The 17,102-nt window shown below is 28.9% G+C and carries 13 protein-coding genes; 4 read left to right on the top strand and 9 right to left on the bottom strand.

What is annotated here, in order from left to right; all coding sequences use genetic code 4:
* Positions 1 to 413: 413 nt before the first annotated feature.
* On the top strand, positions 414 to 2,597 hold the full coding sequence (locus CJJ23_RS01775) for a lipoprotein 17-related variable surface protein (protein WP_095334669.1): 2,184 nt from the start codon (positions 414 to 416) through the stop codon (positions 2,595 to 2,597).
* A gap of 418 nt (positions 2,598 to 3,015) precedes the next feature.
* Here CJJ23_RS01775 and CJJ23_RS01770 read toward each other — a convergent pair whose 3' ends face one another.
* Positions 3,016 to 4,206, bottom strand: coding sequence for a phosphopentomutase (locus tag CJJ23_RS01770; protein WP_095334668.1), 1,191 nt, complete (start codon positions 4,204 to 4,206; stop codon positions 3,016 to 3,018).
* Between the two features lie 89 nt (positions 4,207 to 4,295).
* On the opposite strand from CJJ23_RS01770, the gene CJJ23_RS01765 reads away from it, so the two are divergent.
* Together CJJ23_RS01765 and CJJ23_RS01760 are read left to right on the top strand one after the other, a co-directional pair.
* Positions 4,296 to 4,931: a chromate transporter gene (locus tag CJJ23_RS01765; RefSeq protein WP_095334667.1), complete on the top strand. Its 636-nt coding sequence runs from the start codon at positions 4,296 to 4,298 to the stop codon at positions 4,929 to 4,931.
* A complete protein-coding gene (locus CJJ23_RS01760; protein ID WP_084232842.1) occupies positions 4,931 to 5,605 on the top strand; it encodes a chromate transporter in 675 nt (224 codons plus the stop codon). Before CJJ23_RS01765 ends, CJJ23_RS01760 begins: the two co-directional genes overlap by 1 nt.
* Before the next feature lie 366 nt (positions 5,606 to 5,971).
* Here CJJ23_RS01760 and CJJ23_RS01755 read toward each other — a convergent pair whose 3' ends face one another.
* The 7 genes from CJJ23_RS01755 to CJJ23_RS01725 all read right to left on the bottom strand — a co-directional run bounded on the left by CJJ23_RS01755 (position 5,972) and on the right by CJJ23_RS01725 (position 15,842).
* The gene (locus tag CJJ23_RS01755) at positions 5,972 to 8,476 is read right to left on the bottom strand and encodes a PTS transporter subunit IIABC (RefSeq protein WP_095334666.1); all 2,505 of its coding nucleotides are present in this window, start codon (positions 8,474 to 8,476) and stop codon (positions 5,972 to 5,974) included.
* A gap of 546 nt (positions 8,477 to 9,022) precedes the next feature.
* Positions 9,023 to 11,545 (bottom strand): PTS transporter subunit IIABC, encoded by a 2,523-nt coding sequence (locus CJJ23_RS01750; RefSeq protein ID WP_234805543.1) that lies wholly within the window; start codon positions 11,543 to 11,545, stop codon positions 9,023 to 9,025.
* Between the two features lie 166 nt (positions 11,546 to 11,711).
* Positions 11,712 to 12,155, bottom strand: coding sequence for a hypothetical protein (locus CJJ23_RS01745; RefSeq protein ID WP_095334665.1), 444 nt, complete (start codon positions 12,153 to 12,155; stop codon positions 11,712 to 11,714).
* Between the two features lie 143 nt (positions 12,156 to 12,298).
* The gene (locus CJJ23_RS01740; RefSeq protein ID WP_095334664.1) at positions 12,299 to 13,117 is read right to left on the bottom strand and encodes a carbohydrate ABC transporter permease; all 819 of its coding nucleotides are present in this window, start codon (positions 13,115 to 13,117) and stop codon (positions 12,299 to 12,301) included.
* A complete protein-coding gene (locus CJJ23_RS01735) occupies positions 13,110 to 14,105 on the bottom strand; it encodes a sugar ABC transporter permease (RefSeq protein WP_095334663.1) in 996 nt (331 codons plus the stop codon). Before CJJ23_RS01735 ends, CJJ23_RS01740 begins: the two co-directional genes overlap by 8 nt.
* Complete coding sequence (locus CJJ23_RS01730) at positions 14,098 to 15,291, bottom strand: ABC transporter ATP-binding protein (RefSeq protein ID WP_095334662.1); 1,194 nt, start codon at positions 15,289 to 15,291, stop codon at positions 14,098 to 14,100. Before CJJ23_RS01730 ends, CJJ23_RS01735 begins: the two co-directional genes overlap by 8 nt.
* Entirely contained in the window at positions 15,291 to 15,842 is a 552-nt protein-coding gene (locus CJJ23_RS01725; protein WP_095334661.1) for a hypothetical protein, read from the bottom strand. Before CJJ23_RS01725 ends, CJJ23_RS01730 begins: the two co-directional genes overlap by 1 nt.
* Positions 15,843 to 15,897: 55 nt before the next feature.
* Here CJJ23_RS01725 and coaD point away from each other — a divergent pair, with 55 nt between their 5' ends.
* Positions 15,898 to 16,356: a pantetheine-phosphate adenylyltransferase gene (gene coaD, locus CJJ23_RS01720; protein ID WP_095334660.1), complete on the top strand. Its 459-nt coding sequence runs from the start codon at positions 15,898 to 15,900 to the stop codon at positions 16,354 to 16,356.
* 28 nt (positions 16,357 to 16,384) lie between these two features.
* On the opposite strand, the gene CJJ23_RS01715 is transcribed toward coaD, so the two are convergent.
* On the bottom strand, positions 16,385 to 17,083 hold the full coding sequence (locus CJJ23_RS01715; protein WP_095334659.1) for a hypothetical protein: 699 nt from the start codon (positions 17,081 to 17,083) through the stop codon (positions 16,385 to 16,387).
* Positions 17,084 to 17,102: the final 19 nt, after the last annotated feature.

The following is a 17,102-nucleotide window of genomic DNA, read 5'->3' as shown; positions in this document are numbered from 1 at the left end:
ACTTAACTATTTAATTTAATTAATTTAGTTAATGATCAGTGCTCTTTTTAAGAAAAATTACTCACCAGTTTTTTATTGTTATATTAAGCCAAAAACACCTATAAACATGGTTTTTAGCATTTAAAGTTCTTAATTATCGACCAAAAAAATAAGTTAATAATTTGGGTAAATAAATTTTAAACTCAATGATATTAAAAGTTCCAAAATAAACCAGTTTTTAAAATATCTTCAGACTTTTTTGCCAAAGTTTTAAAATTGGCACGTAGTTATTTTAATGAAAGAAATAAAGTGTTTTTAATGAATCTACTTTTATAAATTTGCTCGCAAATTTTACAAATTAAAGTAACTATAAATTTATAAATAATCAAAAGAGAGGTAAGACTAAATTTGCTTTGCAACTTTAGTCTTAAATAATGAAGAGAAAATTTTTAATCACAACTGGTTTATCAATTGGATCAGTTATTGCTGTGACTGCTGCAATTGCTTGTTCGCCAATTGAAAAACCTCCAGCTAAAGAAACAGTTGACATAACTTTGCAAAAAATCGCAACTAATTTAGCTGATTTTGAACTAACAATCAAAGAAAAAGATACAGATTCTGCAGTTAAAACTAAAATAGAATCAATTACAGGAGAGTATAAAACCAACTTATTAAATTTAGTTAAAAATACTACGACTTTTGAGCAATTTTTAGGTGATGCACAAATTACAAGTATCAAAATAACAAAGCAAGATGCTAAGTCAATCAGTGTTGAACTAGGTCTATTTTATACAGAAGAAGGTGTTTCATCAACTAATCAAGCCACTATCAAAATAATAGGCTTAGGAGTTAAAGATAGTGATGTAATTCAGAAATTATTAGAAAGTGAAATTGCTAAATTTACAGATCGAAATTTAAAAGATAACTCATCAAATAAATTGCTATTAGCATCACATTCTGACATCAATTCACTAACTATTTTTAACAGTAATACTGTAGGTGATACAGTGAAAATTGATTCATCAGTTACTGTTACATTAACTCATGTTTCAAGTGATACAGCAAATGGCAGTGCCGTGTTTAAAGTTACACTTTTGAAAGAAAATGAAACTAAAACAAAAGATGTTAAAGTAAGTGGTTTCAAAACAAAAACCCTGACTGATGCAGAAAAAGCTGTTGAAACAACTTACAACAACTTTACTTTAAAAGTTGCTAATTTTGATCGTGGAGCAGAAAAGTTAACGATTGAATCATTTATTGTAGAACATCCAACTGCAACCGATCACTCAAAAACCCTTCTTAAGTACAACTTTGATAAAAACCCTGATTGGCTTCTATCAATGTCTAATTCAAATTCAAGAGCAAGTGCTTATAAACCAACTGTTTTAGATACTAAAACATTTACTAGATCAGAATACTTTAAAAAAGAAACAGCAAATCACTTGCAATCTAAACTAAAAGAAAAAGATCAGATTAAGTTAGAAGAAGGAGTAACTGGAGAGGTTAGAGTAGTTGGTTTTGATGATATTAAAGGTGAAGTAACAGTAGCAATATCTTTTGTTAAAGATAGTGCTAGATCAGAAGAAAAGTTATTAACTATAAAAAACTTCTTAGATCAAAAAGAGCTAGGCAAATTTGCTAAAGTGATCTATGGTTCATTAGTTGATGAATGAAATTTACTAGATAAAACTACTAAACCTAGTTTTATTGATCAAGTTGGTGCTAATAAATATATTGAATTAATGCAAGAGGCATTAGATCAACGTAAAGCATATGCTAATGATGTTAAAATTCATCTAGTAATTGATGCAAATAAGGGTGGAATTGACTATAAAGACCTAAAAATTAATCTTTTAGCTACATATACTGTTAATAATGTAATTTTAGCTGATAATGATATTATCTTACAAAACTTTAATAGTAACTTATCTGATGATGCCAAACTAATTTTAGATGCTTATAATAACTTTACAAAACTGAATTATTCAGTTAGACAAGCTAAAGCAAGTGAAAAAGTTGATGCTAAATGAGTCGCTAGTTCACAACAAATTAATACTATTGAAGAGCTTAATGAAAAACTACCTGAAAATCAAAAAGTTACTTGAACTAATCAGGATAAAGGGGTTACAGTTGATGTTAAAACTGTTGACTTTGTCAACAAGGATGGTTCAGTTTCACTACAATTAACTTTCAAAAAAGGTAATCTTGTATCAGACCCTGTAAAAATTACTTTAACAGGATTTTTAACTGAAAAACAAGTTCTAGATCAGGCTGTAGAAATCTTTAAAAAAGCAATGGATAAAGATAAAAACGGCAACAATAAATACGAAAACAGAATGAAAAACTATGTTCTGTATTTGAAAAATTATCCTAGACAAACACTGGATGATTTAGGTATTATGCAGATGGTTGCTTATCAATCATATGTCACAAAACTATTAAATTCTGGCGATGGACCTGCTCGTATTGATGGTTTAGAAAAACAAGCAAACGGTGCAATGTTAGTCTTTGTCGATGGTGGACTTGCAGGTGATTGAGAATTCACTGTTCATTATGGTGGGCTAATTTCAGAAATTTTTACAATAAAAATTCCTTATGCAAAAACCCAAGATATTTAGTTTTTAAAAACTAAAACTAATAAATATTAAGATAGCAATTTTCAAAAATTGCTATTTTTTAGTTTTAATGTTTAAGCATAAAATTCATAAATTTTGGCATAGTACTTTTGCAAAAAATTCTTGTAAAAATTCAGCTTTATTACACAAATAGTTTGACTAATTTTATAAAAGTTTATAATGTGCCTAAGAAAAAGGAGAAACTAAATTTGAATTACAAATTTAGCTACAATTCAGCGTCTTTAAAGATGGTGGACTTTCAGGTGAATGAGAATTCACTGTTCATTATGGTGGTTTAATTTCTGAAGTTTTCAAGTTAAATATTCCACATGCTAAAATACAAAATATTTAGTATTTAAAAAATAAATTAAACAAAAACAGAAGGCGAAAACCTTCTGTTTTTTGGTTCAAAAATAAACTTTTACACTAGTAATTCAGAAATATCTTCACCTAAATCATTTAGTCTAGGTACATCAAAATTTTTAGCAATTAAGTTACCTGAAGTCATCATTCCAGTTACAGTTGGTAAGACTTTAGGATTTTTAAAAGCTTTTGAATAAATAGTTAATGGCAATAATTCACGAGTATGGTTAAAGCCTGGATAAGCAGGATCATTACCATGATCGCTAGTGATAATTAGTAAGTCATCTTCAGTTAAAGCATTAACTAATTTTGCTAGTTTAATATCAAAATTAGTAATGTTTTGTCCATAACCATCAACATTACGGCGGTGTCCGTAATGTGAATCAAATTCAACTAAATTAGTAAAAATCAGTTGTCTTTCTTTACCTTTTTCCATTGCTAGGTCGATAGTTATGTCCATACCGACATTGTCACTACCACTAGGAATATGTTTACTAATTCCTGAATCAACAAAGATATCGTTAATTTTTCCAACTGAAATAACTTCAACGTCGTGATCAATTAAGTTATTTAAAATAGTGCGTGGTGGTACATTTGCATAGTCATGACGGTTGAAAGTTCTTGTATATTTGCCGTTATCTCCAACATAAGGGCGAGCGATAATTCTTCCAACATTTCATTCAGGTCTTGATGAACAAATAGCTCTAGCTTTTTTACTATATTCATATAGTTTATCAAGTCCTATTCAGGCTTCATTAGCACAGATTTGTAAAACTGAATCAAAAGATGTATAGACAATCACGGCGTTATTGTCTCTTTCTTCATGGGCTAGTTCATCAATAATTTCAGTCCCTGAAGCAGACTTATTTCCAACTATTTTTTTATTATCAAATGCCTTTGATAATTCATCAATTAATTCTTTTGGAAAACCGTTTTCAAAAAAAGTTGGAAATGGTTTTTCAGTTTTAACACCCATCATTTCTCAATGTCCTGCTAAAGTATCTTTAGCATTAGAAATCTCTTGCACAGGCATTACATAGGCAGTTGGTTTTTTAACTTTTCACTTATGATCTAAATTAGCAATATTACCAATCCCCATTTTTTTTCATTCATTAATTTCAAAAAGATCAGAAGTGGCTGCACTTTTAAAAGTGTGAGCCCCTTCATCTCCAAAAGCTTTTTGATCTTCATCGGCACCAATTCCTAGTGAATCAGTGACGATCATAAAAACACGTTTAAATTTTTTCATATATTATTCCTTTCAAATTTAGGTTAGAAATTAAATTCATGTTCAATTTTACTCTGCAAAATTAAAATTTATCAATATAATAAAAGTTAATGCAAAAACCTGAAAAAAAACCGAAAGTAAGGCCAAAAATTAAAGATTTTTGGCAAGTTTTCTACTTTATTCAAATAGTTACCTTCCTAGGATTTGGTGGAGGTAATGCTTTAATGCCGATCATTAGAAAGTACAGCGTACTTAAATTTAAGTGATTAAGTGAAGAAGAATTTGATAAGTTATTGATTGTTGCCAACATGTTACCTGGTCCTAGTGTCTTGCAGGCTTTAACTTATATTGCCAGTATAAGGCTTGGTAAAATCAATGCAATCTGATTTGTTTTAATTGCAGTTTTACCCCATGTTTTACTAGCTGTTTTAGTTTTTTACTTATTTCAGTTTTTGCCTCCACGCTATTTATTTGTCGTTAACTTAGGCGTGTTGAGTGCAATTATTGCCACCTTAATTTTGTTTGGTTGAAGATATTTGAAAATGTCTCATAAGGAATTAAGCATTCCTTTATGAGTCTCTTTATTTTGTTTCACGATCGTTTTTGCACTCTTTATTCCAGCACCTTATAATATCGCTGCAATTGTAATGGTTGGCTTAATTGTCGTTGTTTTTATCATTGAATTCGTAAGGCAAAGAAAGTTAAAAAAACAACAGAAAACTGAAGCAGAAAATAAGGATAAATAATGTTTATTGCCTTATTAGTTTCTCTGCCTTATACAGTTTTTGTTTCGCTAGTAGTTTTTGGTGGTGGGCAAGTTTTTATGCCAATGTTTCAAAATATGTGAAACTTTTTGGCATCAACTTTTAATATTCCTATTGACCCTGAAACTATTAATAATATCTTTGTAGTTGGTAATTTAACACCAGGAGTTTTTTCTACTCAACTTAGTATTTTTACAGGTATTTTAATTTCGCAGGGACAATGATGGGGGTATCTAGCAATGTTTTTAACTTATGCAGTCTTTGTTTTACCAGCGACAATTATCATGATTATTTCAATGGCAATTGTGAAGAAAATTGAGCATAATCGATTTTTAGTTTTATCAATTAAATACATGAAACCAGTGATTGCAGGAATTATTATTGCTCTAGTTATTCAGTTATTAATCGGTTTATTATTACCATTTGTTTCATTCAACAAAAGCATTGATCAATATATAGTTTATAAAGATCCTAGCAATTTAAATAGTGATGCTAGTTTTTTTGTTGGTTGAAGACTTTATGTTTTACCTGTTTATTTAATCCTAGCAATTGGTGGTTCATTATTGATAAGTGGTAAATATAAAAAGCACTTATTAATTAGTATTTTTTATTCACTAGCATTAGCCTTTTTATTTTTCCAACCATGGCTCGCCTAGTTATTGAAATCGGTTTTCATTTTAATAAGTATAATTTTTAGTTAGCATTTTAAATTTTAAATTTCAAAATTTGGTATAATTATATAGCATAGGTTATTTTAAACAAAACTTATTTCTTAACTATATGCAAAAAATTTGATCCCCCGCATTAGTGTTAAAGCTATCACCTAGTACGCCCCATTGCAGTGATAGAAGTTGCTAAAGGCATAAGATATGAGAAAGAGTTAAATTTAATTTAACTGTCTAACTAGTATGTCCTCAAGTGATCGGATTGGGCTGTCAGTAAGCGGCAGAGAAAAAGACCCTTCGGGGTCTTTTTTATTTGATTATAAACTGAAATTTTTAAAAACTATGCACACTTATTTTTTAATCAACTTTAAAAATTTGATCTTTGGGATTAACAAATTTATATTCTAAATCCAAAATATTTTTGTATTTTGACTCATCAAGTAAGATTAAAATTAAATCAGTTTTTTCAACTTTAGATTTTAAATAATCTAAACTATATGCACCAAGTAGTTGACCTTGTTTAACACGATCTCCTTGCTTTACAATAGTTTTAAAGCCTTTACCTTTTAAATTAACTGTGTCAATTCCAATGTGTAATAAAAATTTAATTTCATCTTTCGTAGTAATTCCATAAGCATGTTTTGAATCCATAACTGTTTCTAAAATTCCATTTACAGGTGAATAAATTTTTACCACTCCACTTTTTTCTGAAGGTGTAATTACAATTCCTTGACCAAGTAAACCCTTTGAAAAAACACCATCATTAATTTCATTTAAGTGTCGAATATGCCCTAAAATAGGGCTTTTTACTACTAATGGAGTTTCTAATTTTTCAATTTTATTTAATTGATTTTCTGATTTAGTAATTTCGATTTTTTCACTAATTTCTGACTTTTGGAATTTATCAGGATTAGTTTTATATTCATCTTTATATTTAGATATTTGTGCATTCAGTGGCGCAGCACTAGGTCCAAAAATTGCTTGCACATGATTATCACCAATTATTTGAACACCAAATGCTCCTGCCTCTTTTAATTTATCTTGTGAAATTTTTGATGTATCTTTAACATCATAACGAAGTCTTGAAGCACAATTTTCATAAACCAAAATATTTTCAAAACCACCCATACCATCAATTATTTTCATTAATTTAGGATCTAATTTTTCAGAATCATTTTTAGATTTTTTATTCTTGAAATCAACCTTAGAAAATAATTTAATGTTATCTCCTCTTCCTGGAGTTGCAAGGTCTTTTCATTTTATATAATAATAGAAAATGAAATAATATAAAGGACCATAACATAAACCAACAACATATGCTCATCAAAAATTTGTACCCTTTTGAACAGGTATAATTCCATAAACAATCATGTCAATTATGCCACCTGAAAATGATCTAGCTAAATGAACTGATAAGACATTCATTAATAAAAATGATAAGCCTTCTAAGAAGGCATGTACACCTCAAAATAGGAATGAACTTAAGAATAAAAAGGTGAATTCAATTGATTCAGTTATACCTGTTAAAAAACTTGTAAAAGCTGCAGGTAATGTTGCTGAAATAGCAATTTTACGTTTATCTTTTGGAGCAGCCATTACCATGGCAAAAGCTGCTGCAGGTAAGCCTACTTGCATAACTGTAAAACTACCTTGCAAAAATCTTCCGACCCTTGTATTAAAATGATTTTGAATAAAAGCATAAATTTCTAAGGTCTGATTTTCACCATTTGCTCCTATTCTAAAAGTAACATCATTAAATGTTTGCTTAACAACTTGCAAGGAAATAGTTGAATCACCTTGTCAAACATTTTGCTCATTTTCTAATGATCAAATTCAATGTTGAACGCCACTACCATTTTGTTGAGAAATCACAGGAGCATTAGTTAAAGGGTCAATAATGACATTGCCTGCATTAAGAAAATTAGCATATTGAGCTGATAAGTCACCACCAACTTGTGTATATCAAAGTGCTGAATAGAAAACGTGATGAAGTCCAAAAGGAACTAACGATCGAGCAACATATCCATAGATAAAACTATCGATATAAACAGCTTTTGATAATGCATCTCCAAAAACTGCTAACCCTTGACCTAGTCAAGGTCAAAAAATCAAAAATAAGAATGCTAAAGGCACCATTGCTAGAACAGAAATAATTGGTATAAATCTTTTTCCTGCAAAAAAATTAAAGACTGCTCAAAATTTAATTGCATTGAATTTACGATATAAAAATGCAACAATTAGACCTACAATAATTCCACCAAAAACTGAAGTTTGAAGTGACTTAAATCCTAGCGAATCTCCAACAATTCCCTTCATTGCAGAAGGGTCTCTTCCTGATAAAGCTCCATTAGTTCATAAGATGTCGTAACCAATTAAAGTTTTAATTGTATGAGTTTTAATTGTGCCATCTGTTAATGTTTCAATCGCTTTTGTTTCCGTATTTATAGGATAAATAAACGCCTGCTGAATATTGACAAAAACTAGATAAGCAATGATCACACTAAAGACAGCAACGCCTGCATCATCTGCAAAAGCAATTACAAAACCTGCAGCAAATAATAATGGTAATGCACCAAAAACAGGATTACCAATTGCTTGTAAAAAATTACCGAAAATTTTTAATCCATTAATGCCATTTGCATTAGATGCAATTGCTGCTCCTATTCCTAAAAATAGTCCTGCAACAGACATGATTGCAATAGGTAATAAAAAAGCTCCCGAAAGTTTAGATAATAGTCTGCGACCTTTGCCACTATTATGATTCGCCTTGCCTTTTGGTCTTGCAAATAGTTTTCACTTATGATCTTTTAATTTACTTTTTAGTGAAAGCAAATTAATTTTATTAACTTGTAAAAATTGCAATTTTTACTCCTTTCTAAATTAGATAGAAAATGAAAATTAGATTTTAAGTCATGTTAAAACTACCATTTTTAGTAAACAGAAAACCAATTTGTAGAGTAAGTTTTTTAAAGTTAAAAGTAATGAAATTCCCTATCATAATAATTATATTAATTTGTCAAAAATTAATGAAGTAATTACTGTTTTTTTAGTGGCTAAATTTGTTCAATGAATTAAAATAATATTTACAATTTAACTGATTAATTTTCAAAATTAAAACATCCTTAATTTTGAAAAGATGACTTCATGTTTTACAAATACTAACATATTTAATACCTAGTTTCTATTTAATAAAATAACGTTCAAAAATATATTCGCACGATCTGTAAATGACCCAAAACGGGCGTTTTTAGGGCTTTCTAGACACTATTTTAAAATACAAAGCATTTCATTATTAGCTTTAATTTATTCCTTCAAAATTTTAAAAAATTAAAAAGATAATTACCTAATCTGAAAATAAAAAAAACGAACCCTATTAAAAAGATTCGTTTTATGTTTTAAAATTAAAATTTATTCCACTTTAAAAATTTCATCATTTTGGTTTACGTTTTCAAGTTTTAAATCTTTCATTTCTTTGTGTTGTGATTCATCAAGCAGAATCATGATTAAATCAGTTTTTGCAACTTTAGTTTTTAAAAAGTCAACATTGTAAGCACCAAGCAATTGGCCTTGTTTAACTTGATCACCTTGTTTTACAACTGTTTTAAATCCTTGCCCTTTTAAGTTGACTGTATCAATACCAACATGTAGCAAGAATTTAACTCCATCTTTTGTAGTAATTCCATAAGCATGTAATGAATCCATAACAGTTTCTAAAGTACCATCAACTGGTGAATAAAGTTTAATTACACCCTTATCTTCACTAGGGGTAATTACAACTCCATTACCAAGAAGACCTGCAGAAAAGACACCATCATCAATATATCCTAGATCATGAATAGTTCCTGAAATAGGTGCTTTAACTGATAAAGCAGGCACTAATTTATTAGTAGTTGCACTTGGTGTTTCTGCTTTAGTTTCTTCAACAACTGGAGCAGATTCTGCTGCATAGTTTTTGAATTTATCAGGGTTAGTTGTGTATTCTTCTTTGTATTTATGAATTTGTGCATTAATAGGTGAAGCGCTAGGTCCAAAGATCGCTTGTACGTGAGTTGAGCCTGTAATTTGGACTCCAAAAGCTCCTGCTGCCTTAAGTTTTTCTTGTGAAACTTTAGATGTATCTTTAACATCATAACGTAGTCTTGAAGCACAGTTTTCATAAACCATGATGTTTTCAAAACCACCCATTCCTTCGATGATTAACATCAATTTAGGATCTAAATCACCTTTAGCAACTTTTGCTCCTTTTGCTTTGTAATCATCTTTTGAGAATAACTTAACAGTATCTCCACGACCTGGTGTTGCTAGATTTTTTCATTTAATGTAGTAGTAGAAAATGAAGAAGTAAGCAGGAGCATAACCTAAACCAACAACATATGCTCATCAGAAGTTAGTTCCTTTTTGTACAGGTAACATTCCGTAAATAATCATGTCGATTAATCCACCTGAAAATGACATCGCTAAGTGAACTGATAAAACATTTAGTAGTAAGAAGGCAACAGCACATAAGAAAGCATGCACACCTCAGAATAAGAACGGACTTAAAAATAAGAAAGTAAATTCAATTGGTTCTGTTATTCCTGTTAAAAAACTTGTGAAAGCAGCAGGTAAAACTGCTGACATTGCTAATTTACGTTTATCTTTGGGAGCAGCCATTACCATCGCTAAGGCTGCAAAAGGAAGCCCCATCTGCATGAAGGTATATTTACCTTGCATAAACCTTCCGACCCTTGTTGCGAATTGGTCCTGAATGAAGGCATATAGCGGCAATGTCTGATTCTCAGTGTTTCCACTTAATCTGAAAGTTACATCATTAAATGTTTGTTTGACGACTTGCAAGGAAATAGTTGAATCACCTTGTCAAATATCTTGTTTGTTCAGTAGTGAATAAACTCAATTTGCCACTCCACTTGCTGTGTTTGCTTCTGAAGCAACAACAGCTGCATTAGTTGCAGGGTCAATAATTATATGACCTGCATTTGTAAAGTTAGTGTAAGCAGATGATAAGTCTCCACCAACTTGTGTATATCAAAGTGCTGAATAGAAAACGTGGTGTAATCCAAAAGGCACTAATGATCTTTCAACATAACCAAAGATAAAACTATCTCCATATGTTGCTTTACCTAGGGCTTCTCCAAAAGCGGCAAGCCCTTGACCTACTCATGGTCAAAATATTAGAAACAGAAACGCTAAAGGTACCATTGCTAATACTGAAATAATTGGAATAAATCTTTTTCCTGCGAAGAAGTTAAAGACAGATCAGAATTTAATTGCATTAAACTTACGATAAAGAAAAGCAACAATTAATCCGATAATAATACCTCCAAAAACAGAGGTTTGTAGTGATTTAAAACCTAATGAATCTCCTACTAACCCTTTCATGGCGACAGGGTCACGACCACTAAGTCCCCCGTTATATCATAAGATATCGTAACCCGTTAAGGTTTTGATTGTATGTTCTTTGGTTGTGCCATCTGCTAGTGTTTCAATTGCTTTTGCTTCAGTATTTATTGGGTAAATAAAAGCTTGTTGTATATTGACAAATACTAAATAAGCAATGATGACACTAAAGACGGCGACACCAGCTTCATCCGTGAAGGCGATGACAAAACCAGCTGCGAATAATAGTGGTAAAGCACCAAAAACTGGGTTACCTATAGCCTGAATAAAGTTACCAAATGTTTTTAAACCAGCGTTATCACCAGCATTTGAAGCAATCGCTGCTCCAACACCTAGAAAAATTCCTGCAACTGACATAATGGCAATAGGTAGTAAAAAAGCACCTGATAATTTAGACAAAATCTTACGACCACGACCACTATTATGGTTTGCCTTGCCTTTAGGACGTGAAAATCATTTTCGTTTTTCTTTAGCAGGTTTTTCTGCTTGAGAAATCGAAGTTGACTTCATTCTTAAAGTTTGCATAATTTGCATTTTAATCCTTTCGTTTTTATTAAAAAACTTCTAAGTTGTTAGAAGTGAATCCATTTTATCATAAATTCAGACCTTTTGTCACTGGTTCTTGACAATGTGAAAAATTTTGCAGAAATTTTTAATAAAAAAAATAGAGAAAAACAGCAAGTGAAACACCTGCTGTTTATTATGCTATTTTTTTAGCTTTAAAGGTCGTCTTATCAATGGCAATTCGAATATTTTCGATCGTGTCTTGATCCTTCAATTTGTGATGCAAATTGATGATCAAGGTTTCACTATTATCGTCAACAATTGTTGCTAGACTGTTGTGACTAACAAGGTATTGTTGATTCAAGAAAGTTACTCACTGTTCATCAATAAGACTATTTTTATTAACCAATATTTTTTGCAGAGTTTTAGAATGCAATGCGTTGTTGATTAATGCTAAAAGGTCATCTTCTTGCGAAAATGAAGCATCGCTTTGACTGCTTTTAATAATTGCATATTGATTCTGACTAGCAGTTATTTCTTTATCAAAGTGGTCGCTAATTGCAACCGATGAAGCTACTAGTGAAGCAGAAGCAACTACTATGACAGCAAGTGTTATAAATAATTTTGTTCTGGCTCGCATGTTAATTTCTTGGTTAATTAGCTCTCGCCTTTTTCTCTTATCTTAATTATCTTAACACTAAAAAAGCACTCTTTTTTGAAATATATTAAATATCTTTTTAGCCTATTTAAAAACTGTTAAAAAAGCAACTTTTTATTTTACTTTTATCTACCAGAAATTGCTCGATTAATTTTTTTAGAAAAAATTAAGTAAATTCCAAGGGGAATGATTGTAGCAATAACTGAACCTGCTGCTTGTAAGTTGATTAATTTAGAAAAACCTGTATCACCTAGGCTAAGAAATCAAATTGAAATGGTCTGATTATCAAAACTGCTTAGTACAAATCTAGGCCATAAATAGTCATTTCAGGATTGCACTGAAGTAAAAACTGCGATTAAAAATCAAGCAAATTTTATTGAAGGAAAATAAACATAGGCAAATGATTCATATCATTTTAAGTTATCCATTTTGGCTAACTTAATTTTTTTCTCTGAAATATTTTTGACTGCTGAATATAAATAATTAATTAAAAAGAAAGAAAAAAAGCCGTTAATCATTAATGAAAAAATAAAGGGAAAGTTAATCAGATTAAACTGATTAGCAAAAGTTTTTAAAGATAAATAAATTGTTATATCAGGGACTAAACTGATAAATATTAAAATCATAATAAAAGATTTTCTAGTAAGGTTTGTTACATTATTTAAACCAAAAGCAGCCAAAGTATAAATCAATAATCTTACTAAAACTAAGGAAACCAAAACAGCCACTGATAAACCAAAAGCATCTAAAAATTCTTGGTTCATTATGTCTGCAAAATTTCTCCAATTTGCACCATCAGGAGTTAAAGAAACTATGCCACTAGTAACAAATGAATTACTTGATAAAGCTAGCACGATTAAATAATAAAGTGGGAACAAAATTAGAATTACGATTGCAATTATTAAAATATATTTAATAATTTCTTTTGAATAAAACTTAAACATGTTTCATGCCTTTTTTATTCGTATTTCATTTATGTTTTAAAAACATAAATGATTTTTTTAATAAAATAAAAATAAATTTTTTACGAATTATATAAATCAAAAAGATGATCATTAAAATATAAACAAAAGCAATAAATGAAGCAGCATAAGCAATTTCAAAATTTATATTTATACTCCCATTCATAGGTAAAAATAAATTATAAATAAAACTTGTAATCGTATGACCTCTAACAAGATCTAGATCACTAAAATCAACAATTGCAGCAGGATACATTAAAGCTGCAAAAATAAAATTAGTGTAAATAATATTGAAAAAATTCTTCTTAATTTGAAAAATATAAACATTGAAAAATTTATCCACGATAGTTAGTTTATCGTTTTTAAAATTCTTAAAATGAATTTCATTGACACGGTTAAAAGTGAAAGTAAATAAAACAATATTAAATGGCAATGACCTTCATATTTGAAAAATTAAATACACTCAAAGAATTGAAACTGAATTATCAGCAGTTCCAAAAGAGATATCTAAATTTAAAATGCTTGCAAGCACATTTTTCTCTCCAAAAAGCATAATAAATGATGCGCCGATTGCAAACGAAGAAATAAAAAATTGTGAATATATAATAGTTGTAAAAACATTAATTGCAATTTTAATAATTATCGAAGATAAAACTAGAGCAAAGACAATTCCTAAAAAAAGTGATATAGGTGTCGCAACAAACATTAAAAATGTTGAATTTTTAATGGCATCATTAAAACTTTGACTTTCAACTACATCTTGAAAATTTTCTATTCCAACAAATGATTCTAATCTTGTGTGTGGTGGGTAAACATTAAAAGAATTTGAAAAAGTTACAAAAATTGGAACTATTGTAAAAACAATTAAAAGAATAAGTAAGGGTGCTAATAAAATAAAACCTTTTCAATTGTTTAAAAAGTAATTTTTAATTGCTTGCTTAAAAAAATTAGAATTAAATTTTTTAAGCATACACTCTATCACCTTTTTCATCAAAAACTAAAATTGCTTCATTATCAATAAATAAATTTACCTTCTCACCTGCATTAAATAGTCTTTTTTTATCAAGAACGACTAGTGGCTTTTTATATTGATTTGAAAAAACTTCATAGTAAACATTTTCACCAATTTCTTTTTTAATAGTTACTAAATCACTAGGATTTTCGCTATTTGAAATATGAATATTGTTTGATCGGATGAAATATTTTTTATCTCTTTCTTCCTTTAAGAAATTAATTTCTGGATATCCAATAAATTTAGCAACGAATAAATTTAACGGGTTTGAATATAAATTTTGTGGTGTATCAAATTGTTGAACAACACCATCTTTTAAAACTAAAACATAATCTCCAACTATCATTGCATCTTGCTGGTCGTGAGTTACAAGCACAATACTTAAGTTAAATTGTTTTTGAATTTTAGTTAATCAGATTCTTGTTTTTTCTTTAATCTTAGCATCAAGTGCAGCGAAAGGTTCATCCATTAAAATAATGGATGAATTTTTTATAATTGCTTTTGCAAATGCAACTCTTTGTCTTTGGCCACCTGAAAGTTGCCCTGCATTTTTATTTAAGAATTCATCTATTTCTAACTTTTCAGTAATTTTCTTAATTTCTTTTTTAGCTACATTCTTGATTGAAAATTGTTTATAAATCGGTCTAAACTTTTTTATATCTTTGAAGAAAATTAAAATTCATAATGCCTTATAAATTAATCCTAATTTATAGGTTGTTCTTGACATTTGTTTTTTGTTCAAATTAGTAATATTTACTAAATTATCATATAAACTTTTTAAAAAATGATTTAGATATTGTTTGTGTGTTTCAATAAAGTTCTTATACTTTGAAATTAATCATGATTCAGAGTTTTTAGCTGATAAAAAAATATTTCTGAAAGTGCTAACTTGATCATATAAAACTGACTCTTGAGTTATAAAACTTAGGTCTTGATTACTGTTTAAATTTATGTCACCATTTTTATTTTTTAGAAAACCTGCAATTAGATTTAGAAGGGTGGTTTTTCCTGATCCAGAAGGACCAAGCATTACTGAAATTTTATTTTTTGGAAATTTCAATTTATTGATTTTCAAAACAATTTCCTTCTTGTAAGAAAATTCCAGATTTTGAATTTCAATAATTGAATCAGAAATATTTTTCATTATTTAATTATGCTACTAAAATCGTTTTTATGGATTATAAAATTTGCAAATTGACCTATCGATAAATCAATTCCAGTAAGTGATAATTTTTTGTCTGAATTAAGTATATTTTTAATTTCATGGTTGTAAAAACCATCTTCAAAATTTAAAAAAATTGTTGTTGATTTTTTTATTAAATGTTGAGTTAAAGATAACTTAATTTCAAATTCAATATCAACAAAAGCATAATCAATATTCACGTTTTTATACTTTTCAAGGTCACTGATTTGACTTAAATAAAAAATATTTTTGAAATCATTTTGATTTAAAAAAACATTATCTAGTTTCTTTGAATTGGAATTACTATCATCAACAAAAATATTGAATTTACCTCAATCTAAACTTTCTTCATTAGATAATATATTTAGAAAAAAATATAAATCTTGAAGATTATCAGTTGATGATATTAATAAATTACCTGTACCTTTTACTCTTAAAATATTTAAAACTGATTGCGCAGTTTTAATGTAAGCTTCTTTTTTGTCATCATAAATACTTAAATTAAAAAACATATAAACACCTCACAATAATATTTTTAATTTGCACTTTTTGAATTATAATTCAGCAATGACAGAAAAAAGAAAAATAGCTATTTTTCCTGGTTCCTTTAATCCCTTTCATAGGGGTCACTTTTTGATTTTAAAAAAGGCATTAAAACTTTTTGATTTCATTTATGTAGTTATAACTCAAAATCCAGATAAAACTAATTCTGATTATTTTGATCAAGCACAAAAAAATATTAAAAAACTAATTACTGATCAAAATCTTGAAAACGTAAAAGTTCTAATAAATAAAAATAAATTTACAGCACATTTAGCAAAAGAGTTAGGCGCAACTTTTTTAATTAGAAGTGCACGAAATGTAATCGATTATAATTATGAAACAGAGTTAGCTGCTGGAAATAAAATGCTTAATAATGATTTAGAAACAATTATTATTTTTCCTGATTTTGAAGGAATTACTTTTTCTTCGACACTTGAGAGACACCAAAAATATTTAGACAAAAAAAATACGAAAAAGCCCTAAAACAGGCTCTTTTCGTATCATTTATTAATTATTTTTGTGGAGAAAATTCTTCATATTTTCTTTTGAAAAAGTCTTGAACATCTTCCATAGATAAAACTTCTTCAACTAAATAATCATCAAGTGGAACTAGTTTTTCAGCTTCAAGGGAAACACTAATCAAAGTTTTTTTACTCCTGTCTGAAAAACGCAATTTAACGCTTTTTGAATCAAAAGGAATGGATAGTTTTTTAAAAACATCTTTAACAAAACTTAGGGCACTATTGTCTTTTTCCCCAACAATAAAGCCACCGTTATATTGCTCTTTTATTAAATAATTAGCATATTGAACTGCTAGTCATTTTATTTGATAATAGTCAAGCGCTCTTTCAAGGTCTTCAATTCAGTCAATTCTTTGTACTAAAAGAACAAGTAAGAATTCTTTTAAATCTGCTCCTTGGCTAATAAATTCAATAAATTTTCTAGGTGAAAGAATTTCTTTCAAGGTGTCCATATTATTAATAAAGTCATTAATCTGCAGGTTTTCCTTAACTTGAGCAAGGTTTCAATATTGATAAAAATGATATAAAAACGATGAACATAAAAAATTGATTAGTTCATCCATATCAAAATTCTCATCTTCAGTATAGGTTGCCCACTCCATTAAAGAAATTCTTTGCATCGTATAAGTTGATGCGTGTAAAGCAAGAATTTTGACTTCTGCTTCATGGCTTAATTTATTTTTCTTCACTACTAGAATCTTTCTATCT

This window comes from Mycoplasmopsis agassizii, assembly GCF_002276225.1.
GTDB classification, from domain to species: Bacteria; Bacillota_I; Bacilli_A; order Mycoplasmatales; family Metamycoplasmataceae; genus Mycoplasmopsis_B; species Mycoplasmopsis_B agassizii_A.
The sequence above is the reverse complement of the archived record's forward strand: the minus strand, read 5'-3'. Positions and strand labels throughout refer to the sequence as shown.